Source organism: Actinoplanes sp. NBRC 101535 (assembly GCF_030269225.1).
GTDB lineage: Bacteria > Actinomycetota > Actinomycetes > Mycobacteriales > Micromonosporaceae > Actinoplanes > Actinoplanes rectilineatus.
On sequence record NZ_BSSY01000002.1, the window covers coordinates 20,424 to 46,458 of the forward strand.

A 26,035-nucleotide genomic window follows, 5' to 3' on the forward strand; every position below is an offset into this window, starting at 1 on the left:
CACCGGTCTGTTCGACGATCGACTGGGTGAAGCCGCGCTCGTGGCTGCCGCCCAGTCGCGGGGCGATGACCAGGCTGAGCGGGGCGACGTCCAGACCGCCACCGACCGAACCCCAGACGCTCCAGAGGCGCTTGGCGGCGTTGGTGTCGGTGCTCTCCCCGGACAGCGCCGAGGTGTCGACGTGTGAGGCCTCGGCGACGCTCTCCACCTCGTCGAGACGGCGGGCGACCAGGCGGACCTCGATCTGCCGGCTGCGACCGGGGAAGTAGCGCCGCCAGCCCTTCTCGGCCGCCCGCGGCAGCGAACCGGACCGGATCCAGCCGTCGTGGCGGTTGTCCGGATCGGTCACCACCATCTTCGCCAGGTTGCCGGAGAAGTTCGCCGCACTGAACAGCTGCTGGATCGTGCCGCGACCGGGCGCGCCGACCCGGACCAGGTCGCCGAGCCCGTCCGCGATGAGCATCGCCTCGACCTGGTCGAAGAACGTCTCCTCCGGCTGCGCCGGGCGGTTGCGGACGCTCTCCACACCGAACTGCGCCGGGACCGGCGCGGGCAACACCGTGGTGGGATCGGCCGGTTCGTTCGCCGCCGGCTTCGTCAGATTCGACGGTACGCCGAGCAGAACGGTCCCGGTCGCCTCCACCGGGTCGGACAGTGGCTTCCCGGCCTCGGACAACTGGGCGGTGAACGTGATCGGCACGCGGACCTCGGCCAGGTCGGCGACCTTGACCGTGGTGGTGGACGTGTACTTGCTCTTGTGTGCGGTGGAGTGTTCGACGGCGGGCGCCACCGGCACCGAGCCGCCGACCCCGACGACCAGGCCGGGTGCGGCGCTGACCGTCGCCTTCGGGTCGATCCGCCGGTCCCGGTTGTGCTTGAGGCTGTGGGTGACCGTCTCCTGCACCTTGGAGCTGATCTTGCCGGGGGTGTCGCGGACCTTCACGACGGTCATCGCGTCCCAGTCGAAGGTGCCCTTCACCCGCAGCTCGGCCGGACGGCCGTCGATCGTGACCGGGATGGGCCGGCCACTGAGGAACTGGTCCACGTCGTCGACGGCGTCGTCCTGCGTACGGCTGATGATCGTGCTCGACAGCCGGGTGCCGAGGGTCCGCAGCGCGGCGTCCAGGTTGAGGTCCTCGGTGGCCAGCAACTGTTCGGCGATGCCGAGGGTGTGGCTGTCCCGCAGGTAGTCCGGCAGGTTCGCCCGGATGGCGTCGGCCGTCGGGAGCGGGGTGTCGCCGGTCTCCTCCGCCTCCGGTCCGGTCTCCGCGTCCGTTGCGGTCTCGGCCGCGGTCGTCGGATCCGTTTCGGTCGTCGGCGCGGGCTCCGGGTCCGGGGTCGGCTGATTCAGATCGGTCAGCCGGTCGCCGGCGTCCTCGATCCGGCCGGCCGCCCGGTCGAAGGCACGGTGGGCGGCCGCCTCCTGGTCGACCAGGTCCTCGACCACGGCCCGGGTGTTCTCGAGCCGGGCGGTGATCGTCTCCGGCGTACCGGCGAGCGGACCGCGCGCGAACGCGGCCGCGAGCTCCGCGGCCCGGTCGCGCGCTTCGCGGGTGTGCGCCGCGGCGAAGTTGGACCGGGCGAACGCCTCGGCCATCGTCCGGTGCAGCACGGCCCGCTGCTCGGGCTGGTCGGCCGGGGTGGCGTCGAGGTCCCGGCGGGCCTGCTGCGCGGTCCGGGCCGCCTCGGTGGCCTGGGCGGCGTACCGGCGGCCGTCGGACAGCACCCGGTCGAAGTCGTGGTGCACCTCGGCGAGGGAGTCCAGGATCGCGGTGGTCCGGGCGGTCAGGTGCCGGGCCTGGACGGCGTTCTCCCGGAAACCGTCGATGGTGGTGCGTTCCCGCTGTGCACCGGTCAGCGACCGCTGGACCACCGGGTCACCGGCGTGCGGGTCCTGCCGGAGCTCGGCGATGCCGGTACGGACCTCCGCCGACATCGCCTCGGCAGTGCCGGTGAGGGCGTTCGCGGTCTCCTGCCACTGCTGGGCGTTCCCGGCCAGCGGCAGCACCCGGCCGATGCGGTCGACGACCCGCTGCGCCTCCGGGGAGAACGAGCCCAGGTCGGCGGTGGTCGTCGCGGTGTACTCGTCGATCACCGCGGCGAGGCCGTCCGGGTCCGGCTCGCCCAGGGCGGTGGACGGGCTGAGCACGTGGCCGAGTTCGGTGACCTGCACCGCGGCGTCCGGGTCCGGCCCGGCGACCAGCGACAACCACCGGGAGTCGGCGGTGACCTCACCCACGATCGGCATGCCGAACTCGTCGTAGGTGTCCGGGTTCGAGACCACCACGTGGCCGCTGGCACCGGCGAAGGCGATGCCGCGCGGCGCGACGATCCGGGTGCCGGGCAACTCCCGGGCCAACCGGGCCGCGAAGCCGTTCGCCGAGTCGACCGCGGTGTCGCAGGCGACCAGGACGATCGGCTGACCGTGCCAGTCCGGGTTCGCCCTGATCATCGCGGCGAGACGGTCCGGGCCGACCCGGTCGGATCCGACGCGCAGGCTGGTGCTGTCGGCGTGCGTGAAGACGTGGAACCGTTCCGGGTTCGCCGGGAACCGCGCGGCGATCCTCGGGGTGGCGGTGTCGTCCGGCCCGGCCAGCAGGATGCCGGCGTCGACCCGTTGCGGCTGGGCCGCCGGCATCGGCTGCGCTTCCGGTGCTGTCTCCGCGGCCGTCTCGTCCGGTGCTGTCCCCGCGGCTGTCTCGTCCGGTGCTGTCTCCACGGTTGTCTCGTCCGGCGCGAACCGGTAGCGCCCCGGGTCGTCGCCCACGGCGCTCGCGTCGCCCACGGCGCTCGCGTCGCCTTCGTCGTCCGAGCCGACGAGCAGATCGTCGTCGGAGTCGGACAGCACGATCGGGTCGTCGTCCGACTCCGCGGCCCGGGCCTGCGCCTCCGGCCCGAAGCCCAGCCGTTCAGCGATGGCCAGCGCCGTGCCGGCGACACCGTCGAGACGGTCGTCGAGCGACTGCAGCGTGCCCCGGATGTTCCCGTCGGCCCGCTCGAACGCGGTCTCCGCATCGAGCAGCAGGTTGCCGGTGTTGTGCATCCGGGACTTGTCGCTGCGGATGGCGGTCACCAGCGAGTCGACGACATCCCCCAGGTCACCCCGGAGACGCTGTCCTCCGGCGATGTCCCCCAGCGCGGTCCGTGCCTGGTCGACCCGGTCCCGGACCTGGCCGGCGGCCATGCCGGTCTGCCGCAGACCGCGGACCGCCCGGTCGGACCTCGCCGGGTCGGCGCGGTAGTCGTCGATCGCCGCGCGGGCGTTGTCGATGGCGGCGCCGGCCCGGTCGGCGAGGCGGCGGGTGACGTCGGCGTGCTCGGCGAGGGTGTCGGCGACGCCCACCAGCTTGGTGGCGAAGTCCGCCGAGCGGATCAGCCGGTCCCGGGTGTCGGCGTACGCCCGGTCGGCCAGCTTGATCTCCCGCGGGACGGTGTCCAGATCCCGCTGGATCCCCCGGAACGCCCGGTCGGCCAGGACGTAGGCCTGCCGGTGACCGTCGACCAGGTCGAAGAACCGCCGGACGGCCGGATCGCGGGTGTCCATCTCGAGAGCCCGGGCGTACCGGGCCGTCTCCAGGAGCTGGTTCCCCTCGGCCGCGACCTGGTCCATCCGCGCGATGAAGTCGTTGCGGAGCGTCGTCGCCCGGGCGGGCAGATCCGCGACCCCGGCCCGGATCGCGGTGTACCGGGAGGCGTGCCCCTCCCGGGCGTAGTCGATCAGGCTCTCGTACGTGCCGGCGAGCTCGGTGACGCCCTCGTGCAGGCGGGTCAGCTCGTCGGCGCCCTCGGTGATCGCCGGGGCGACCCGGGTGAGCTGGTCGTCGAGCCGGTCCGCGTCGGCCGTCGGGATCTCCCGGTTGATCTGGTTGATCACGTCGGTCAGCTTCTCGACGGACCGCTGGACGCCCTCGATCTCCTGGTGCGAGCGGAGGGCCCGGATCTCCACCACGACCAGCGGCCGGTCGGCGAGACGTCCGTTGTTGTCGTCGAGCGACGCGAAGTGCGTGCTGAGGAAGATCTCCTGGTCCAGCTCGACGTCGGCGTCCTCACCGAGCAGGGCGTTGTCCAGGTAGTCGCGGATCGTGGTCCGGCCGCGGTTGTGCAGGTATCCGTCGCTGAAGTCGTACCGGCCGTCGTCGTCGAGGATGCCCTCGCGCCGGAACAGGTCCTGCAGGGCCGGGTCGCCGGCGAGGGTGCCGCCGAACCTCTGGTTGATCAGATCGTTGATGTCGTCCGCGTTGTCGCTCAGGAACTCGCGCGCCTTCTCGGAGAGCGACGCGTTCAGGGCCTGCGGCGCGATCCGGGAGGCCACCGCGAGGTAGCTCTTCATCATCCGGATCGGCTGGCCGGCCAGTTCCGAGACGTACGTGTGCGACAGCGCCGCCACGTGCGGGTACATGATCGCGATGACACCGGCGATCTCGTCGGCGTCCAGAGCGTTCGCGTCCGGGCCGGCCCACGCGCGGTACTTCGCCGTCACGTCGGCGGCGACGTCCAGGCCGTCCTCGATGATGCCGCGGCGGCTGCGGGGCGCGTTGTCGGTCGCGATGCTCGACGAGTTGTCGGCGACGTGCTTGAGCAGCTTCGTCAGGCCGGCGACCGGGACACCCACCGAGTACTGCGTGTACGGCTCGCTCTTCGGGTTGAGGATCCGGCCCTTGACCCCGACGTCCTTGCCCGCGTCGGTGACGACCCAGCCCTCGTCCGCCGGGAACACCTCGGCCAGCGACTTCTGCTCGCCCTCGGCCAGCCCGTCGAGACGGCGGACCGCGTCCGAGTGCAGCGCGACGACCTCGGCCCGGTCCGGGCGGTTCTCGCGGCCCAGCATCGCGAACGGCTTGCTGGTGACCACCTCGCCGATGGAGACCTTGCCGGGGATCTTCCTACCGTCGGCGTCGCGGGCGTAGTAGCCGTCGACCTTCACCTCGACGTTGCCGCTGACGTGCTTGACCAGCACGTCGTTGTAGCCGATGTCGCCGTCCGAGGTCAGTTCGTGGCGGCGGCCCTCGGTCTCCAGGCCACCGGCCGGGCGGGTGCCGAGCGCGCCGGGACGGTCGATCCGGGGCGCCGGATCCGGGCCGAGGTCGCCGCGATCCGGGCTGAGCGCGGTGTCCCGGATCCGGACGATCTGGTCGAGGTGCCGCTGGAACACCTGGGGACGGTCCGCCGGGTCGGCCGACGTCATGATCGAGTTGTCGGCGAAGACGTGCGCGGATCCCGCGTCCCGGTTGAGGATGCGCTGGACGGGGTTGCCGTCGGCGTCGGTCAGATGTCTGTCGACGTTCTCGTCGTACAGGCCGAGGTAGTGGCCGATCTCGTGGGCGAAGTCCAGGTCGTCCGAGGCGGTCGACCAGGTGGTCTGGGTGGTCGCCGGCGCGTCGTCCGGGCCGTGCAGGGCGATCACGGTGTGCGCGTCGGCCGGGTCGGTGACGAAGTCGACGGCGACGTTGAACTGGCCGTCGCCGATCCGGTAGCCGTTGTTGAAGACCGCCGCCACGGCCGCCTTCGCCCGCCGTTCGACCTGGTCCTTCGCCTGGTCGGCGGCCGGGTCCCTGGCGTCCAGGAACACCTTGACGGTGAAGTCGTGGACCGTGCGGCCGTCGCCGGTGGTGAGGACGCGGTGGTCGTACGCGATCGGCCCGGTGACCGCATCGAGGGCGGGCCGGGCGACGGCGCCGGTGGTGGGCAGGTCCAGGCCGGCCGCGGCGTACGACTCGGCCACCATCGCGGGCACCGGTCCGACGGTGGTGCCGGTGTGCACCACGTCGTAGGCGGCGGTGTCGGCCCGGCGTGGCGTCACACCGGAGCGCAGGTCGTCGATCGTGGTGGCGGGGACCGTGTCCGGGCCCCAGGACGGTTCCCGCGGGTCCGTCCGGCCGTTCTCGATCCGGCCCTGGCCCAGCGGTGACGGGCGGCCGAGGAAGGCGTCCTCGTCGTCCGAGCGGTCCGCCCAGTCCTGCGGGTCGGAGTCCGAGTCCGAGTCGGAGTCGTCGAGGTAGCCGAGGCTCTCGGCCGCGGCCATCGCGTCCTCGAACACGGGACGGGCATCGGCCAGGTAGCGGCTGCCGTGCCCGGCTCGGGTGATCGCGGCGGCCAGTCCGGTCTCGGCGGCGTCCAGCGAGTCGGTGGCGTCCTCCACACGCTGTTCCAGCTCCTCGACGGCCTCCTCCATCCGGCCGACCAGGTCACCGACATCGCCGGGACGCCGGCCGACAGCGGCCCCGACCGCGTCACGGACCGCGTCGATCCGGCTCTCGATCTGGCCCGCGGCCGTGCCCGCCTGGCGCAGGCCGGCGACCGCCCGATCGGCCTTGGCCGGATCGGCGCGGTAGTCGGCGATCGCGGTGCGGACCGTGGCCAGCGCGGAATCGGCGCGGTCGGCGAGGCGCTCGGCACCGTCCGCCTGCTCGTCGATCATCGGCTGGAGGTCCCGGAGCGCCGAGGCGGACCGGGCGACCATGCCCATGTCGCGCTTGACCCGGTCGGCGACGCCCTCGAAGTCCTGCATCCGCTTCTCGACGTCGCGGAGATCGTCCTGGACGTCCTCGGCCACGTTGCCCGCCCGGCGCAGGGCCAGGCGGTGCTGGGCCACCAGGTCGACGAACCGCTGCACGTCCGGGCTGTTCAGGTCGGCCCCCTGTGCCCGGGCGTTCTGCAGCACGGTGTCGAGCACCGCGCCGTCCGCCCGGGCGGCGTCCAGCTCGCGCGCCGACGTGTGCCAGGTCCGCCGGGTCCGGTCCGCCAGGTCGTCGAGCCGGGCACCTTCGATCCGGGGGTTGTCCGCGTAGTCCACCGCGGTCGTGAGCCAGTCCGGTGCCGGGCCGGCCAGCGTGGCCACGTCGTCCCGCAGGGACTGGAGGGCGTCGGCGCCGTCCGCGATCTCGCCGTCGACCTGGTCGAGCTGCTGGGTGAGACGGTCGGCGTCGGCGACCGGGACGTCCCGGTTGATCTCGGCGACCAGGGCGGCCAGGTCCTCGGTGGACCGTTCGACCCCGTCGAGGTCCTGGTGGGCGGCGAGGGCGCGCAGCTCCACCACGACGAGCGGGTGGTCGGTGAGGCGCCCACCGTTGTCGTCGAGCTTCGTGAAATGGGTCTCCAGGAACGTCGACTGGTCCAACTCGACGCTGGAGTCCTCACCGAGGAGCGCGTTGTCCAGGTAGTCCTGGATCGTGGCGCCGTCCAGGATGTCGACCCGGCCGCTGGTGACGTCGTACGTGCCGTCCTCGTCGAGCAGGAAGTTGTCCCTGAGTACCTGGACGACGGCGGGGTCGCCGGCCAGGGTGCCGCCGAACTTCTGGTTGATCAGGTCGTTGACCTCGCTGGAGTTCTCGTCGAGGAACTCGCGGGCCTTCTCGGACAGGCCGGCGTGCAGGGCCCGTGGAGCGGTCCGGGAGGCCACCGCGAGGTAGCTCTTGACCATCCGGACGTCCTGGTCGGCGAGGTCGGCGACGTGGCTGTAGGACAGCGCCGCGACGTGCGGGTACATCAGCGCGATGACACCGGAGATCTCCTCGGCGTCCAGGTTCTTCGCGTCCGGACCGGCCCACGCGCGGTACCTGGCGGCGACGTCGGCGGCGACGTCGAGGCCGTCCTCGATGATGCCGCGTCGGCTGCGGGGCGCGTTGTCGGTGGCGACTCGGGACGAGCGTTCGGCGACGTACCTCATCAGCTTCGTCGCGCCGGCGATCGGCACACCCACGGTGTACTGGGTGTACGGCTGGCTCTTCGGGTTGAGGACCCGGCCGAGCACCTCGACCCGCTCACCCTCGCTGGTGACCTGCCAGCCCTCGGATGCCGGGAACAGGTCGTGCAGGGGCTTCTGCTCGCCCGGGGTGATGCCGTCGAGACGCCGGTTGGCCTCCCGGGTCAGCGACATCACCTCGGAGCGGTCCGGCCGGTCCTCGCGGGGCAGGACCTTGGCCGGGGCGCTGACCACCTCACCGATGGACACCTTGCCGGGGATCTTGTTGCCCTCGCTGTCGCGGGCGTAGTAACCGTCGACCTTGATCTCGACGTTGCCGCTGACGTGTTTGACCAGCACGTCGTTGTAGTCCAGCTTGCCCGTGGTGATCAGCTGGTGGCGACGGCCCTCGATCTCGACGCCGATGGCCCGCGAGTCGGTGTGCACGTCGTTGCGGGGCGAGAACGCCGGGGTGAGGTTGTTGACCGGTCCGGCGGTGTCCGAGACGTTCTGGATGAGTTGCAGGTCTTTGTCGTGCAGGTAGCGGGTGGGGCCGTCGGGGTCGAGTGCCTCGGGTCCCATGACGCCGGGGCGGTCCTGGGTGTTGAAGAGGTGGTGGTCCGCCTTGTAGCCCTCGTTGAGGCCGAGGTAGTGCATGACCTCGTGGACGAGGACGGCCGGGTTGTCGTTGGTGTTCCAGCGGGCCTGGTGGGTGGTGTCGTCGGGATTGCCGGTGATCTCGACGGGGACGCCGTTGGCGTCGACGGTGAGTCTGACGTGCAGTTCGCGGCCGCCGGGGAGGGTGTACTGGCCGTTGACCCGCTGGTCGATGGTGTTCTGGATGTTGTTCGCGAAGTCCCGGAGCTGGTCCGGTGTCATCCGGTTGTCGCGGGAGGTGAGGTCGAGTTTGACCTCGAACGACCGGTAGTCCTTGCCGTCGGCGGTGAAGTCGCGGCTGGTGAAGTCGATGGTGGTGATCTCGCCGCGGAGCAGGTGGGTGCCGGGGACGATGGTGTCCTTGGACGGGTTGTACCGCTCGGTCCGCAGCTGCTTCTGCTCGGCGTTGTCGTACGCGTCCTGCCAGGCCTGGCTGTGCTGCGGCTGCATGACCGGGGCCGGGACCGCCACGTCCCGGGGAGCGGCGGCCGACGGTGCCTGGGACGCGGTGTGCGGGTTGTTCGACAGCGCGTTGTGGGTGGCCCCGGCGACCTGGACGAGGGTGGCGCGGGAGTCTCTCGGGACGTCCTTGAGCTCGCTGAGCAGGTTCTTCTGCGTGGTCGGGCTGATCGGCTCGACACTCTTGAACGCCAGCCGGGTCAGGCCGTCGGCCGTGTTCGCGTCGACACCGGGATGGAACGTCTGGATGTAGTTCTGGACCTGCTTCTTCCAGGTCTCCCGGTCGGCGTGGCTCTGCGGGATGGCATCCGGGTTCGCCGCGTTGAAGTTCTGCAGCAGCCGGTCGGCACGCGTCTCCAACGACACGCTGGGGTCGAACGCGCCGAACGCGAGCGGATCCATGCCGGGGAACAGGCGTTGCTGGGCGGCGGACTGGGCGAGGCCGCGGCCCTCCTTGGAGGTGTACTTGAGGTCGCCCTGCGGGTCGTTGCGCACGCCGAAGGTGATGTCGTTCTCCAGGCGGCCGCGGTCGACCCGCAGGAAGGTGTTCGGCTCGGGCATGTACACCGAGCGCGGGTCCACGCCGGCCATCGCCGCGCGGACGGCCCGGTCCCGCTGGTTGCCGCGGTCGGCGGCGGCCGGCGCGTTGTCGAGGGTGTAACCGCCACTGATGATCTGGACTTCGTCGCGGCTGTTGATGGCGGTGTCGGCGCTGTCGAACAGGCCGGTCATCGACGCGACGTCGGCGTCCCCGGTGTGCAGGAAGACCGGCTTGCCGTCGGCGCGTTCGTGCAGGTCGTTCAGGAGCTGCTCGGACTCCGGGTGCCGGACCAGGGTCTCGCGGATCGCGGCGTACGGGATGGTGTCCTGGCCCGGTGAATCGTTCGGCCCGATCCGCGAGTTGTTCCACGAGAAGCCGATCACGGTGACCGGGAACGGCGGGTTCGTGGTGCGGACCTGGTTGACCGCGTTCTGGATGGCGGTGTCCGAGAACGATCGGCCGAAGCCGTTGACGCCGATGACCAGGCCGAAACGACCGCTGGGATCCCCGGTGCGGAAGCCCTGGGCGTACGCGGTGATGAGGTTCTGGAGGTCGTCGTCGGGGGTGACCGGAACCGTGGCGAGATAGGCCGGCTTGTCGGTGTCCGTGCCGGAACGTGAACCGAGCCGGCCGACGGTGACCGGGGTGCCGACCTGCTTGAACTGGTACGTGCGCACCGCGTTCTGGAACGACTGGCTGCCCTTGTCCCGCAGGACCTCCCGCATCTCCCGGGTCGCCGGGGCGGCGGTCGGCGTCGTGCGGGACCGGGGCGCCTGCGAGGGCGTGTGCGGACTCGCCGCGGGCTCCGGCGCCTGCTCCCGCTGCTGTTGCTGCTGGGCGAAGTGCAGGTCGAGGGTCAGCGACTGGTTCGCGGTCGCACCCGAGAGGTAGGGGCCGTCCGTGCTGCTCGCGGTGGACGACAGGAACGTGCGCCAGGCGCCGGTCGGCGGCAGCTGCGGCGGCTTCGGCCGGCCGTCCGGACCGTAGGCCGAAGCGGTGCTGACGAAGGCCTCGCCGCCGCGCGTGGTCCACACCGGCCCGTCCGGCGCGTGGACCTCGGTGCCGGGCAGCCGGTCGGCGAGCTGCTGAGCGAGCCCATCCGGGGTGCCGGAGTCGCTGATGACCAGGGTGATCGGCTGACCGGTCCAGGCCGGGTCAGCGGTGATCCGCGCGGCGATCCGCTCCGCGGTGATCGGCGCACGGTTGTCCGGCGCGGTGTCCGGGACCAGCACATAGTGCCCGGGCGGTGCGGTCACGGTGGGTGCGTCGGCCGGGTCGCCTCCCACGGTACGCACGACAGTCTGCTCGGCGAGCGGCTCCGCGGGCCGCGCGGGCTCCGGAGTGGCCGGCCGGTCGTTCGCGGGCATGTCGAGTCCCGCCTCGCGGACCTCGTCGTAGAGCTGCTCGGCCGACGCGATGTCCGCCGCCGGCGTGCCGGTGAGCTGGACCCCGGCCAGTTCGGCGCCGCGCAGCACCTCGTAGAGCGAGTGGTTGTCGGCGGCCAGCATCCACGCGGTGGTGGCGGCCAGGAAGTCCCGTTCCGTCACGCCGGGCACGTCGAGCATCCGGAACGTGGTGAGCAGGCGGGCGGCGGTCAGCGAGGTCCCCGAGGTCACCGGGATCTCCCGCTGCTGGTTGACGTCCTGGAACCAGGGGCTGTCCGGGTCGAGACGGTAGAACCCGCGACCGCTCACCCAGGGCAGCGGCAGCTCGGGGCCCTGCTCGTCGGCGCCCAGCCAGGTCTTCCACGGCTCCGGGTGCTTCGCGGCGCCGAACACCTCGCGGGTCACCCGGGTGACGGTCGGTTTCCCGTCCACCTCCGGTCCGAACTCGACGGAGACCGACGCGGTGTTCTTGGTGGCGAGCACGGCGCTCAGGTCCGGCTTGCCGTCGGGGCCGTACCTCACCTGGTCCAGCGGCACGTCCTCAGACGACATGACGTCGACGGTGAACGGACCGGCGGCCTTGCTCTTCAGGAACGCCGCCTCGAACCTGCCGAGGTCGGTGCCGGCCAGCCGGAGCTGGCGCGGGGTGACCGCGTACGGGCCGCGGACCTGCTCCCGGGAGCCGCGCGCGGTCCGGCCGCTCTCGTTCTGCTCGCGGATTCCGAGGTCGATCCGCTGCTGGTCGCCGAAGCGGGCGATCAGGTTGAACGCCCGGAACGGGTCGTCGTCGCCGTCGCGATCCGGTTCGGCGGGCAGCTCCTGCTTGACCGCGAGACGCACCGGATTGTCGAGGAATGCGGCGTACGCCTTCAGATCGGTGGTGTTCAGACCGAGCTGATCCGACCGGTTCCAGTCCTTGTTCCGGATGATGTCCAGCGCCAGCAGCTTGAACGTGGTCTCGCCCGGGCCGGGCTTCTTGTTGTAGTACGCGGCGTTGTACAGCGCCGTCATGACCTCGCGCAGGTTGCCGTCACGCAGCAGCGCGGCCGTCTCGCTGTCCTTCAGCCCGGTGCCGACCTGGCCCGCGCTGTCCGCCTTGCGCTGCAGGAACGCCTTGCCCGGTGCACCGGTCGGCGAGGGCTTGGCCCGCGCGGCGTTCAGCACCTCGTTCAGGCGCGCGGCCACCTTGACCGCGGTGTCGCGGACCTGCGGGGACTGCGAGAGGTGGTTACCGAGACGCCGCTCGAACTGCTGGTTCGACTCCTGCGCGTCCTTCGGGCGCAGCGGGGCGGGCGGTTGCGGGGACGGCGTGCCGAACGGGGCCATCTCGCCGCGCGGGTCCGGTGTGCTCTCCACCAGCAGGTCGCTGGGCGGCCCGGAGTCGGAGTCCGAGTCGTCCAGGGTCACCTCGGCCATCAGGTCGGCCGGCGGCTCCAGGTCGGAGTCGGTGTCGCCGGCCGGGGTCTCCGGCGACACCCCGAGCTGGTCGGCCAGGTCGTAGACGTCGGTGAGCCGGTTCTCCGACTCGGTCAGCGACTCGTGGGCGGCGTCCAGGTGGGCGGTGGCGGCGGCGTGCGCGTCGTTCGACTCCGGTTCCCGGAACGTCAGGTCGGCGACCTGGTCGGCGGCGTCCCGGGCGTCGGCGCGGATGTCGTCGACCGCGGACGTCAGGTCGGCGCCGAGGGTGTCCAGGTCGGCGAGCAGGTCACGGGACTCGCTGAGGTGTTCCGAGGTGCGGTTCACCGCCGGGTACGCGCGCAGCAGCGCATCCGCCATCGCGAGGTTCTGCTGCGGCCCGGGCGGGAGGGCGCGGGCGGCGTCGGCGTCCGCGGCGGCCTGTGCGGCCCGGTCCGCCCGCTGCTGTGCCTCGGTCGCCAGTCGGGTGAGCCGGTCGTGCGCCGACTGCAGATAGCGCAGGTCGGTGGCGGCGCGGTCGGCCGCGGTGTGCGCGCGGGCCGCGTCGTCGCGGAAGTCGCGGACGGTGGCGGCCTCCCGGGCCGCCTGGCTGAGCGAGGTCCCCACCGGCCCGTTCTGCCTGCGGACGTGGTCCCGGGTCTCGGTGGCGAGCTGCCGCAGCTGCTGTGCGCCGGGTGTGGTCCCGGCCCGGTTCGCGGCGTCGACGCCGGCCTGGGCGAGCTTCGGCGCCTGGTCGGCGCGCTGTTCGATCTGCCGGCGTCCGGCCGAGAGGTCGGCGTGACCGGCGGCGGCGTCCCGGTGGATGTCGGCGGCGTTCTCGCGCGTGGTCTCGGCCGGGGCGACGTCGGCCAGTGCCGGGGCGATCGTGTCGACCGCGGCCCGGGTGTCCTCGGCGATCCGGGTGGCGTCCGACTGCGCCCAGCCGGCGAGCTGGTCGATCGCGGCAGCCATCCGGGTGGCGTCGACATCGAAGTCGCCGACGGTCGCGTGGGTGTCCATGACGTGCGGCAGGTCGGTGACGGTGAGCCGGCCGGGGTCGGTGGCCGGCGTCTCGAACTGCACGAACCGGTAGCCCTCGGCGGGCGGGGTGAGCGGCTCGCCGTCGGGCCCGCGCAGGTCGGACTCGGTGACGACGGCGTGGCCGGTCGGTCCGGACCACACCGTGCCGTTCGGCGCGATGATCTTGACGCCGGGCAGCTCCCGCGCCAGCTGGGCGGCGAAACCGTTCTGCCGGTCGACGGCGGTGTCGCAGACGATCAGCACGACCGGACGGTCGGCCCGGCGGGCGCCGTCCGCCCGGATCTGCGCCGCGAGCTGTGCCGGCGTGACCCGGGTGTCGCCGACGCGCAGGGCGTACGGCTCACCGTGGCCGAACACGTGGTAGCGGTCCGGCCGGTCCGGATAGGACTCGGCGATGCGCTGCGTCCTGGTGTCGCCGGGATCGGCGACGACGATCCCGGAGTCGACCTCGGACGGCGCCGCCGGGATGCCGGTCGCCGTCGACGGCCCCGCGGCCGGGGCGAACGAGCCGAACATGTCCATGCCGCCGCGGTCGTCGTCGCTGTCGTCCGCGTCCTGGTCGCCGAACATGTCGAAACCGAGGCCGTCGTCGTCGCTGTCGGCGTCCTGCGCCACCGCGACCGGCGGCGGCGTGTACGGCGCGTAGGTGACCTGACCACGGGCGTCGACCGTGCGCTGCAACTCCACCCGGCCCAGCGGACGGGCGCCCTGCACCGGGTACGTCCGCGGCGGGTTGCCGCTGCCGTCGTGGACGGTGAGCGCGACCCGGGTGCCGGTGGCGGCGGCCAGCTCCACCACGTCGTGCGCGGCGGCGATCCGGGCGATCTCGGTGCTGTCCGCCGGATCGGTGCGCTGCTGAGAGGTCGGCATGTCCGGGGTGAGCGCGGCCCGGACCAGGTGACCGTTGTCGTACGGGTTGGCCCGCCGCATCTCGGCCGCGGTGTCCAGGTTGACCCGGTCCCGGCCGGACCGGAGCGTGTCGGTGCGCAGGCTCTCCGGGGTCGTCCCGGGCGCCACGGTGGTGAGCACGTCGGCGATGGCGTGATAGAGCGAACCCGGCTGGAGACTGAGCCCGCCCCGGTCGGCCATCACCGTCGCGGCGGCGAACTCCTGCTGGATGGTGCCGGAGTCGTTGGAGGTCGCCACCAGGTGCGCGGCCACCAGACGCTGGCTGTCCGGGATGCCGACCGTCCGGGCCGGGTCCGTCGACGTGACCCGGGGGTCGACGCCGGTGAAGGTCTCCTTGTCGGCGGCCGGGGGCGGCTCCGGCGCCGGGGCGGCTCCCGGAGCCGGCAGCGAGACGGCCGGGACGAGCTGGTTGTGCCGCTGCGCGCCGAGCTGCTTGGCCTGCCGGTCGGTGAGCGACTGCTGCCACGTGTCCCGATCGCCGCCGTCGGTGTGGTCGACCGGCGCGGTGAACGGCTTCCCGGTGGCGAGCTCCGGATTGCGGAGCTCCGCCTTGTACTCCTTGAACCCGGTGCCGACGGTGTTGAACAGCTGCCGGTTGACGGTGGTCGGCACGGCGTGCGACTGCGGCAGGAAGTTGCTCGCGGCGAAGTCGGCGGCGAGCCGGGACAGGTCCGTCGGCGTGGCCGAACCGACGAAATCGGTCATGAAGGCCTGGTCGCGGTCCGGGTGCCGGTTGTTCTGCGAGTCGAGCTGGACCTCGGTGGAGAGCACCCGGTCGGACAGCCCGTCCAGGGTGGCGCTGCCGTGCGAGGCGGCCAGCTCCCGGCCGTAGCTCTCGTGCAGGGTCTCGCTGAGCATCAGGAACTCGGCGCCGGCGTCACCGAACCGGACGTCCGGGCGGCCGAGGGTGAGCAGGCCGTCGACGAAGAGGTTCGGCTCGGGCGAGTACGGCAGCATCGGGTGCGACGCGGCCTGCCGGTCCCGGGAGCGCATGTCCTCGTCGACCGCGATGCCGAAGTCCCGGACGAACTTGTCGCGGCCGGCCGGTGTGGCGAGCCGCTCCAGCCCGCTCTGCGCGGCCTTGAGCTTCAGACGTTCGACGGTGAGTTCCTTCGCGGACTCCGCGTCGTCCTTCGCCTCCAGCTCGGTGATCTTCTGGTCGTGCTCCTCGACACGCTGTTCCAGGCGCTCGCGGGTGCGCTCGACGAGGGCGTCCGGATCGCCGACCCGGTATCCACCGGAGATCATCATCGGCCGGGCCGGCGGCTCCTGCTGCGTGCCGGTGTTCGCCGGGTCGAACCTCGTCGCCGTGTCGATCCGGTCGAAGACGTGCGTGCCGTCCTCGAGCGTGCGGGCGCCGTCGTCGAAATCCTGGATCGAGATGTACGGGTACCGCTTGCCCTCGCGGTCGGCGTCCCCGTGGGCGAGACCCGTGATCGCGGCGACCGTGTCCGGGTCACGCATCACCTGGTTACGGGTCCGGCCGTACGGGAACTTGCCGTTCTTGGTGCCGACGGCGTACCCGTTGACCGCGACCGGGACGTCGATGCCCTGCTCCGCCAGGTTCTCGACGATCCGGCCGGCCTCGGCGATCTTCTCCTGGAAGGCGGCGTCCGGGGCCGAGTCGGTGGTGTTGACGCCGAAGACGAAGGCGACCTTGGTGTCCGGTCCGAGCCCGGCGGTGATCGACGTGATCACCTCCGGGATCCGGTCGATGTCACTCGCCGGCATCATCGAGTTGACCACGAAGCCGATCGGCGCCCTGCTGTTCTTGAGGTCGATCGTCTCCTGCCGGTAGTTGCCCGGACCGACGTCCCGGGTGTCCCGCGTCAGCGCGTCGAACGCGGCGTTCCGCGCACCCGGCACCCGGGTAGGCGTGAACACCGGACCGGTGTCCTGCGGGCCGGTCTCCGTGGCGGCCGGCCCCTCGACGGGGGTGACCGGCGACGACGACGGCTGCCGCACCGGTGCCCGCGACGGGGTGTGCGGGTTGGTCGCCAGCGCCTGGTGCGTCTTGCCGGCCACCTTGACCAGCGTCGACCGGGTCTCCTTCGGGAGATCCTTGAAGTCGTTGAGCAGGTTGGTCCGGGTGGTCGGGCTGATCGGCTCGACACTCTGGAAGGCGAGCCGGGTCAGGCCGTCGACCCGGTTGACGCCGGCGTCCGGGTAGAACGTCTGGATGTAGTTCTGGACCTGCTTCTTCCAGGTCTCCCGGTCGGCGTGACTCTGCGGGATGCCGTCCGGGCGGGTCGCGTCGTAGTTCTGCAGCAGCCGGCCGGCCCGGGTCTCCAGCGACACGTCCGGGTCGAACGCGCCGAACGCGAGCAGGGTGTCGGTGTCGTCGGCGCCGAAGAGACGCTGCTTGGCGACCGACTGGGCGAGCCCGCGGCCCTCCTTCGAGGTGTACTTCAGTTCGCCCTCGGGCTCGTTGCGTACCCCGAAGGTGATGTTGTTCTCGAGGCTGGGATTGTCCAGCCGGACGAACGTGTTCGGCTCGGGCATGTACACCGAGCGCGGGTCCACGCCGGCCATCGCCTTACGGACCTCACGGTCCCGGTGGTTCGCCTGCCTGACCTGATCGGAGGCGTTCTCGAGGGTGTAGCCGCCGCTGAGGATCTGAACCTCGCCACGGTCGGCGATGGCGGCGTCGGCCTTGTTGAACAGGGCGTCCATCGACGCGACGTCGGCGTCCCCGGTGTGCAGGAAGGTGGGATTGGCGCCGGCCTGCTCCTGCAGGTCCTGCAACATCTGCTCGGCGTTCGGGTGCCGCACGATCGATTCCCGGATGGCGGCGTACGGGATGGTGTCCTGGCCCGGGGCGTCGTTCGGTCCGATCCGGGAGTTGTTCCAGGAGAAGCCGACCACCGTGACCGGGAACGGCGGGTTGGCGTTGCGGACCTGGTCGACCGCGTTCTGGATGGCGGTGTCCGAGAACGATCGGCCGAAGCCGTTGACGCCGATGACCAGGCCGAAACGGCCGTCCGACGTTCCGGGACGGAAGCCCTGGGCGTACGCATCGATGATGTCTTGGATGTCGTCGTCGGGGGTCGCCGGAACCGTGGCGAGGTAGGCCGGTTTGTCGGCGGTCTCCGGGTTGCGCGGACCGAGCCGTCCCACGGTGACCGGGGTGCCGACCTGCTTGAACTGGTAGGTGCGGAGCGCGTCCTGGAACGGCTGGCTGCCCTTGCCGGGAAGCATGGTCGGCCGGTTGTTCTGGGGCGCGGCCGAGTCGGTGTGCACGTCGTTGCGGAGTGTGTTCGCCGGGGTGAGGTTGTTGACCGGTCCGGCGGTGTCCGAGACGTTCTGGATGAGTTGCAGGTCTTTGTCGTGCAGGTAGCGGGAGGGGCCGTCGGGGTCGAGTGCCTCGGGTCCCATGACGCCGGGGCGGTCCTGGGTGTTGAAGAGGTGGTGGTCCGCCTTGTAGCCCTCGTTGAGGCCGAGGTAGTGCATGACCTCGTGGACGAGGACGGCCGGGTTGTCGTTGGTGTTCCAGCGGGCCTGGTGGGTGGTGTCGTCGGGATTGCCGGTGATCTCGACGGGCGGGCGCCCGCCCGGCTGGTCCTGCCAGGCATCGGTCAGCTCGCCGGACCAGGGCTTGGTGTCGGCGGTGAGTTTGACGTGCAGTTCGCGGCCGCCGGGGAGGGTGTACTGGCCGTTGACCCGCTGGTCGATGGTGTTCTGGATGTCGTTCGCGAAGTCCCGGAGCTGGTCCGGGGTCATCCGGTCGTCGCGGGAGGTGAGGTCGAGTTTGACCTCGAACGACCGGTAGTCCTTGCCGTCGGCGGTGAAGTCGCGGCTGGTGAAGTCGATGGTGGTGATCTCGCCGCGGAGCAGGTGGGTGCCGGGGACGATGGTGTCCTTCGACGGGTTGTACCGCTCGGTCCGCAGCTGCTTCTGTTCGGCGTTGTCGTACGCGTCCTGCCAGGCCTGGCTGTGCTGCGGTTGCATGACCGGCGCCGGGACCGCCACGTCCCGGGGAGCGGCGGCCGGCGGCGCCTGGGACGGGGTGTGCGGGTTGTCGGCGAGCGCCTTGTGCGTCGCGCCCGCCACCTGGATCAGGGTCTTGGTGCCGGAACCCCGGTTGTTCGTCAGCTGGTCGGCGATGCTCTGCTGGGTGGCGGGGCTGATCGGGGTGACGCTCTTGAACGCGAGCTGGGTCAGGACGTCGGCCTGCCTCGCGTCCATGTCCGGGTAGAACGTCTGGATGTAGTTCTGGACCTGCTTCTTCCAGGTCTCCCGGTCGGCGTGGCTCTGCGGGACGGCGTCCGGATTCGCCGGGTCGTAGTTCTGCAGCAGACGCTCGGCCTGCGTCTGGATGGCGATGCTCGGGTCGAACGAGCCGAAGAGACGCGGATCCATGCCGGGGAACAGGCGCTGCTGGGCCACCGACTGGGCGAGGCCGCGGCCCTCCTTCGACGTGTACTTCAGGTCGCCCTGCGGGTCGTTGCGCACGCCGAAGGTGACGTCGGTCTCCAGGCTCCGGTGATCGACGCGGACGAACGTGTTCGGCTCGGGCATGTACACCGACCGCGGGTCCACCTTGGCCATCGCCTGGCGTACCTGCTGGTCCCGGTGGTTGGCCTGATCGGCCTGCGGCGACGGGGCGTTGTCGAGGGTGTATCCGCCACTGATGATCTGCAGGTCGGGGCGGCTGTTGATGGCCGTGTCGGCATTGTTGAACAGGCCGTCCATCGCCGCGACGTCGGCGTCCCCGGTGTGCAGGAACGTCGGGTTGTCGCCGGCCCGGTCCTGAAGGCTGTTCAGAAGCCGCTCGGACTCCGGGTGCCGGACGATCGTCTCGCGGATCGCGGCGTACGGGATGGTGTCCTGGCCCGGTGAATCGTTCGGCCCGATCCGCGAGTTGTTCCACGAGAAGCCGATCACGGTGACCGGGAACGGCGGGTTCGTGGTGCGGACCTGGTCGACGGTGTTCTGGATGTCGGTGTCCGAGAACGACCGGCCGAACCCGTTGACGCCGATGACCAGGCCGAACCGCCCGTCGGCGGTGTTCGGGGTGAACCCCTGCGAATACTTCGCGATGATGTCGCGGACGTTGTCGCCGGGCACCACCGGAACCGTGGCCAGATAGGCCGGCTTGTCGGCGGTGTGATCGTTGCGGGGACCGAGCTCCCCGACGACCACCGGACTTCCGACCTGCTTGATCTGGTACGTGGTGACGGCGTTCTGGAACGACCGGCTGCCCCGGTTGCCCAGCACGTTCTGCATCGGCACCGTGCCCGGCGTGCTGCTCGTCGCCGGGGCCGACCGGGAGGGCCGCGGCGCCTGCGACGGGGTGTGCGGGTTGGCGGCCAGCGCCTGGTGCGTCTTCCCGGCGACCTTGACCAGCGTGGACCGGGTGTCCTTCGGCAGGTCCCCGAAGTCGTTCAGCAGGTTGGTCCGGGTGGTCGGGCTGATCGGCTCGACACTCTGGAACGCCAGCTGGGTGAGGGCGTCGGCCCGGTTCGCGTCGACACCGGGGAAGAACGTCTGGATGTAGTTCTGGACCTGCTTCTTCCAGGTGTCGGCGTGCGCGTGGCTCTGCGGGATGTTGTCCGGATCCGACTGGTCGTAGTTCTGCAGCAGCCGGTCACCCTGCGTCTGGATCGCGATGCCGGGGTCGAACGAGCCGAATGCGGTCGGGTCCATGCCCTGGAACAGTCGCTGTTGAGCGACCGACTGGGCGAGGCCGCGGCCCTCCTTCGACGTGTACTTCAGGTCGCCCTGCGGGTCGTTACGCACGCCGAAGGTGATGTCTGTTTCCAGGCTGGAATTGTCGACCCGGACGAACGTGTTCGGCTCGGGCATGTACACCGAACGCGGGTCGACACCGGCCATCGCCTGGCGGACCTGCTGATCCCGGAGAACAGCCTGGTGCGCCTCCGGGGACGGCGCGCTGTCCAGGGTGTATCCGCCACTGATGATCTGCAGATCCGGGCGGCCGCCGATGGCCGTGTCGGCGTTGTTGAACAGACTGTTCATCGACGCGACGTCGGCGTCACCGGTGTGGATGAAAGTGGGGTTGTCGCCGGCCTGCTCCTGGAGGCTGTTCAGCAACTGCTCGGACTGCGGGTGCCGGATGAGCGTCTCGCGGATGGCGGCGTACGGGATGGTGTCCTGGCCCGGTGAATCGTTCGGTCCGATCCGCGAGTTGTTCCAGGAGAAGCCGATCACGGTGACCGGGAACGGCGGGTTGGCGTTGCGGACCTGGTTGACCGCGTTCTGGATGGCGGTGTCCGAGAACGATCGGCCGAAGCCGTTGACGCCGATGACCAGGCCGAAACGGCCGTCCGACGTTCCCGGGCGGAAGCCCTGGGCGTACGCGGTGATGAGGTTCTGGATGTCGTCGTGGGGGGTGACCGGAACCGTGGCGAGGTAGGCCGGTTTGTCGGCGGTCTCCGGGTTGCGCGGACCGAGCTGTCCGACGGTGACCGGGGTGCCGACCTGCCTCAGGTCATAGGTGCGGACCGCGTTCTGGAACGAGCGGCTGCCCTTGGGCCGGCCGGAATCGGGATCGGTGAGGACGTCCTGCATCGACTGGGTCGTCGGCGCCGGGGTGCGGGGCGCGGCCGAGTCGGTGTGCGCGTCGTTCCTGGTGTCGGTGTCGGTGTCGGTGTCGGTGTCGGTGTCGGTGTCGGTGTCGGCGGTGGTGCCAGTGGTGTCGGTGGTGGTGCTGGTGGTGGTGTCCCCGGTCGGGGTCGCCGTCTGCCGGACCGGTCCCGCGGTGTCGGAGACGTTCTGGATGAACTGCAGGTCCTTGTCGTGCAGGTACTGCGACGGGACGTCGTTGGTGATGTCCGCGCTGGTGGCGGGCAGGTTGTGCACCTCAGGACCCATGACACCGGGGCGGTCCTGGGTGTTGAAGAGATGATGGTCCGCCCGGTAGCCCTCGTTGACACCGAGGTAGTGCATGACCTCGTGCACCATGACGGCCGGATTGTTGTTGGTGTTCCACCGGCTCTGGTTGGTGGTGTTGCCGTCGTTGGTGTGGTCGTCCGGGTTGTCCGGGTCGGGCAGCGGCGCCGAGGTGATCTCGACCGGCGGACGGCTACCGGGAGTGTCCTGCCAGTCGTCGGTCGTCGCGCTCTCGGACCAGGGCTTGGTCTCGACGTCGAGCCGCACGTGCAGTTCCCGGCCGCCGGGGAGCGTGTGCTGCCCGTTGACCATCTGGTCGATGGTGTTCTGGATGTCGTTCGCGAAGTCCCGGAGCTGCTCCGGCGTCATCTGGTCGTCGCGGGACGTCAGATCCAGCTTGACCTCGAAGGAACGGTAGTCCTTGCCGTCGACGGTGAAATCGCGGCTGGTGAAGTCGATGGTCGTGATCTCGCCGCGGAGCAGGTGCGTACCCGGAACGATGGTGTCCTTCGACGGGTTGTACCGCTCGGTCCGCAGCTGCTTCTGCTCGGCGTTGTCGTAGGCGTCCTGCCAGGCCTTGCTGGACGTGTCCGGACCCTGGGGGCGATCCGGCGTGCTGTCGGTAGGAACGTCGACCCGGGTGTCGATCGGCGTCGCGACCGGAGTCGCGTCCGGAGGGGCCTGCGACGTGGTGTGCGGATTGCTGGACAACGCGCTGTGCGTCGCACCCGCCACCTGGATCAGCGTCTTCGCGCCGTTCCCCAGATCACCCTTGAAATCGTTCAGGATGTTCTTCTGCGTGGTCGGGCTGATCGGCTCGACACTCTTGAACGCGAGCTGCGTCAGACCGTTCGCCTTGTTGGCGTCGATACCCGGGTAGAACGTCTGGATGTAGTTCTGGACCTGCTTCTTCCAGGTCTCCCGGTCCGCGTGACTCTGCGGGATGGCATCCGGATTCGCCGGATCGTAGTTCTGTAACAACCGGTCGGCCTGCGTCTCGATGGAGACACTCGGATCGAAAGCGCCGAAAGCCAGCGGATCCATGCCCTGGAACAGTCGCTGCTGAGCGACCGACTGGGCGAGGCCGCGGCCCTCCTTCGAGGTGTACTTCAGGTCGCCCTGCGGGTCGTTACGCACGCCGAAGGTGATGTCGGTTTCCAGGCTGGAATTGTCGACCCGGACGAACGTGTTCGGCTCGGGCATGTACACCGAACGCGGATCGACACCGGCCATCGCCTGACGAACCTGCTGATCCCGATGGTTCGCCTGATTCGCGGCCGGGGTGGGCGCACTGTCCAGGGTGTAACCACCACTGATGATCTGCAGATCGGGCCGGCTGTTGATGGCCGTGTCGGCATTGTTGAACAGATTCGTCATCGAGGCGACGTCGGCGTCACCGGTGTGAATGAAGGTGGGGTTGTCGCCGGCCTGCTCCTGCAGACTGTTCAGCAACTGCTCGGACTGCGGGTGCCGAACCAGGGTCTCGCGGATCGCGGCGTACGGGATGGTGTCCTGGCCCGGCGAATCGTTCGGCCCGATCCGCGAGTTGTTCCAGGTGAAGCCGACAATGGTGACCGGGAACGGCGGATTCGAGTCACGGACCTGATCGATCGTCTGCTGGATCCGCGACTCGACCGAGGACTCCGAACCTGGACGGGCGAAACCGTTCACCCCGATGACCAGGCCGAAACGGCCGTTCGACGTGTCCGGGGAGAAACCTTGCGCGTACGTGTTGATGATGTCGCCGACGTTGTCCCCGGGAACCACCGGAACCGTGGCGAGGTAGGCCGGTTTGTCAGCGGTGTGATCGTTACGGGGGCCCAGCCGTCCGAGCGTGACGGGGTCGCCGACCTGCTTGAACTGGTACATGTTCTGGGAGTTCTGGAACGGGCGGCCACCGCGGTCACCCAGAACCTGCGGCATCGGACGGGTCGACGGACGCGGACCCGCCGGGGTGGGGGCGGCGCGCCGGGGCGCCTGCGACGGGGTGTGGACGTTGACGGCCGGGGGCGGGGCGATCGGGCCGGCCTTGGTCTCCGGCGCGGTGTCCACCGCGTCGTCGTCACTGTCGTAGAGCGACTCGAGATCGCTGTCCATGTCGGAGTCGCCGTCCCGACTGAAGATCGAGTCGGTGTCGCTGTCGACGTCGCTGTCGTTGCTGAAGATCGAGTCGGTGTCGCTGCTGGTGTCCGTGCCGGTGTCGCCGCTGAAGTCGATCTGGGTGGCCGGGGCGGGCTGCTGCTTCAGTTCGATCTTCGGGTCGGTGGCGGGCGCAACCTCCGTGGGGATGTCCACCGAGGTGGGCACGGCCGTCGGTGCTGTCGGGGCCGACGGGGGAGCCTGTGGAGTCTGGGAAGTCTGGGTGCCCGGCTTGTCCTGGGCGGGGGACCTGTCCTGGGTGCCGGGGGTGTTCGTCGTGGGCGTGTTGGTGGTGGGGGTGTTCGTGGTGGGGGTCTGTGCCGTCGGAGTCTGCGTGGTCGGAGTCTGTGCGGTGGGGGTTTGAACGGTGGGGGTCTGAGCCGTCGGGGTCTGGACCGCGGGAACCTGGGTGGCCGGGGTTTCCGTTGTCGGGGCTGCCGCTACCGGGGTGTCGACGCTGGTGGGGACGTCTACCGTCAAGCCGCCGGTCGGAGCCTGCGCTGGTGGCGGCGTCGAACGATCGGTCGTGCTGTCGGGTGACGTTTGGACGCTCGGCGAGGTCTGGGTGTTGGGCGACGTCTGGGTGTTGGGCGACGTCTGGGTGTTGGAGGCCGGTTGGGTGCTGGGTGAGGTCTGGGTGTTGGACGCCGGTTGGGTGTTCGGCGAGGTCTGGGTGCTGGGCGTCTGGGTGCTGGGCGTTTGAGTACTGGGTGTCTGGCTGACAGGGGTCTGGGCGACCGGAGTCTGGGTAGCCGGAGTTTGCGTTGTGGGGGTCTCGACGCTGGGGGACTGAGTGGCCGGGGTCTGGACCGTCGGCGTCTGGGCGACGGGAGACGGCACCGACGTGGGGGTGGAACCGGTGACATCGGCGGTCGGGGGTGCGGGCTGGGCCGCGACCGGCGTATTCGTCGAGGGAACATTCGTCGCCGGGGAACCGGTCGTAGGTGTCCCCGTCGCAGGCGCGTTCGCCGTCGGATTACCCGTGGTGGGTGCGTTCGTGACCGGTGTGTTGGTTGCCGGGTTCCCGGTAGCGGGTGCGTTCGTGACCGGTGCGTTGGTTGCCGGGTTTCCCGTTGTGGGAGAACTTGTGGTCGGAGCCTCGGCTACGGGTGCGTTGGTGGCCGGGTTCCCTGTGGTGGGGGCGCTCGCAGCCGGAGTTTCGGCGGTGACCGGTGCGTTGGTAGTGGGGTTGCCCGTGGTGGGGTTGCCCGTGGTGGGGGCGCCGGTGACGGGCGCGTTGGTGGCCGGGTTGCCGGTTGTGGGAGCACCGGTTGTGGGAGCGTTGGTGGCCGGGTTGCCGGTGGAGGCGTCTCCGGTGGCCGGGCTGGTGGAAGGCTGTGTCGCAGGCGCAGCAACAGGAGAAGCGCTGTCGAAGCCGGGGAGACCGCCACCCGTCTGCGGGGCAGTGGTGCCGCCGACGGCGCCGGGGGCAACGCCGGTGGCCGGGGTTCCGCTCTGGTTGCCCGTAGTGACCTGGCCGCCGGTCTGTGCTCCCGTTCCGGTTTGAGCTCCCGTTCCGGTTTGAGCTCCCGTTCCGGTTTGTGCGCCCGTTCCGGTTTGAGCTCCCGTTCCGGTCTGCGCTCCCGTCCCGGTTTGTGTGCCCGTTTCGGTCTGAGCGCCGGTTCCGGTTTGTGTACCGCCGCTGACCGGGGCGTTGGTCCCGGTCTGGTTTCCGGTGTTGACCTGGCTGCCAGTGCCAGTGCCAGTGCCAGTCCCGACGCCGGCACCCGTGCCTGTTCCGGTGGTTGCCTGGCCGCCGGTGGTCTCTGGGGCTCCGGTTTGGACACCACCACCGGTTTGGACACCACCACCGGTTTGGGTGCCGCCGCCTGTCTGAGTGCCGCCACCGGTCTGGACTCCACCACCGGTTTGGGTGCCGCCGCCTGTCTGAGTGCCGCCACCGGTTTGGGTGCCGCCACCAGTCTGAGTGCCGCCACCGGTTTGAGGGCCTTCGCCGGTCTGGGTGCCGGTGCCGGAGGGGACTGCGGGACCGTCTACGCCTGTGGCGGGCGGGGTGTTGGCGGGCGGGACATTGATCTTGTTGGGGGAGTCGATCGAGGGCGGGTTGTTGCCGCCCGCGTTCGGGCCGTAGCTGTTGCCGATCTCGGTGGCGTAGTGGTGGGCGTAACCGCCGATCAGCGACGACGTGACGGTGGCCCACGGGTTGAAGCCGCCGCCGCCCACCATCATGGTGAACAGGCCCTCCATGAAGGTTTCGGCGCCGGCGGACAGCGCCTCCCGCGTGAAGAGGTTCTTGTTGATGTTCGGGTAGAGCTTGCCGCCGATCATGTGGAAGCCGCTGACACCGCCGCCGATGACCGCGCCACCGAGGAAGGACATGCCGAGGTCTTTCCACCGGATGGTGCTGGTGTTGCCCTCGGCGATCTGGGCCAGGTTGGCGGCGGCGCTCTGCCACAGCTCCTCCAGGCCCTCCTGGAACGCCTCCCAGGCGAGTCTCGCCAGCATGTTCTGCAGGCGCATCCGGAGGAAGTCGATCAGCGTCTGAACGATCTGCTGGCCGATCTTGATCAGCGCCGGGACCGCTGCCGCGCCGAAGCCGGTCGCCATCGCGATGGCGATCTCCACGACCTGGGTGAAGGCCGCGATGATGATGTTGTACTGGGTGTTCTCGGAGTCGAGCGCGAAGTTGTACGCCGACCCGCCCAGGGCCAGCGAGATGTTGCCACCCGCCGGGATGTTCTTGGTGATGCCGACCTGGTACTGCTGGAACGCGTCCATCGCCGGGCCCTGCAGGCTGCCCGCCAGTCCGTAACCGAGGTTGGCGGTGGCGCCCATGCCGTTGATGATGGTGCTGGCGAGCGTGTTCAGTTCGTCGCCCATGGCCCGCAGGGCGGCGGGGTCGGCCTTCGGAAACTCACCGCCGGTGGCGACGAGGATCAGGTCGTACGCCCACTGCCATTGCGGGTCGTTGGGGATGTGAAAGTCGGGCATGTCCTGCGCGGGTGGGTCGGCGGC

At 70.4% G+C, this 26,035-nt stretch carries 1 protein-coding gene (running past one end of the window); it reads right to left on the reverse strand.

All coding sequences use genetic code 11. The features are described 5' to 3' along the window. On the reverse strand, positions 1–26,011 hold the 5' portion of the coding sequence (locus tag QSK32_RS05255) for a DUF8616 domain-containing protein (RefSeq protein ID WP_285471351.1). 12,755 nt of this gene lie to the left of the window's left edge; 26,011 of the gene's 38,766 nt are visible here — the first part of the coding sequence; its start codon is at positions 26,009–26,011; the stop codon falls past the left edge of the window. Positions 26,012–26,035: the final 24 nt, after the last annotated feature.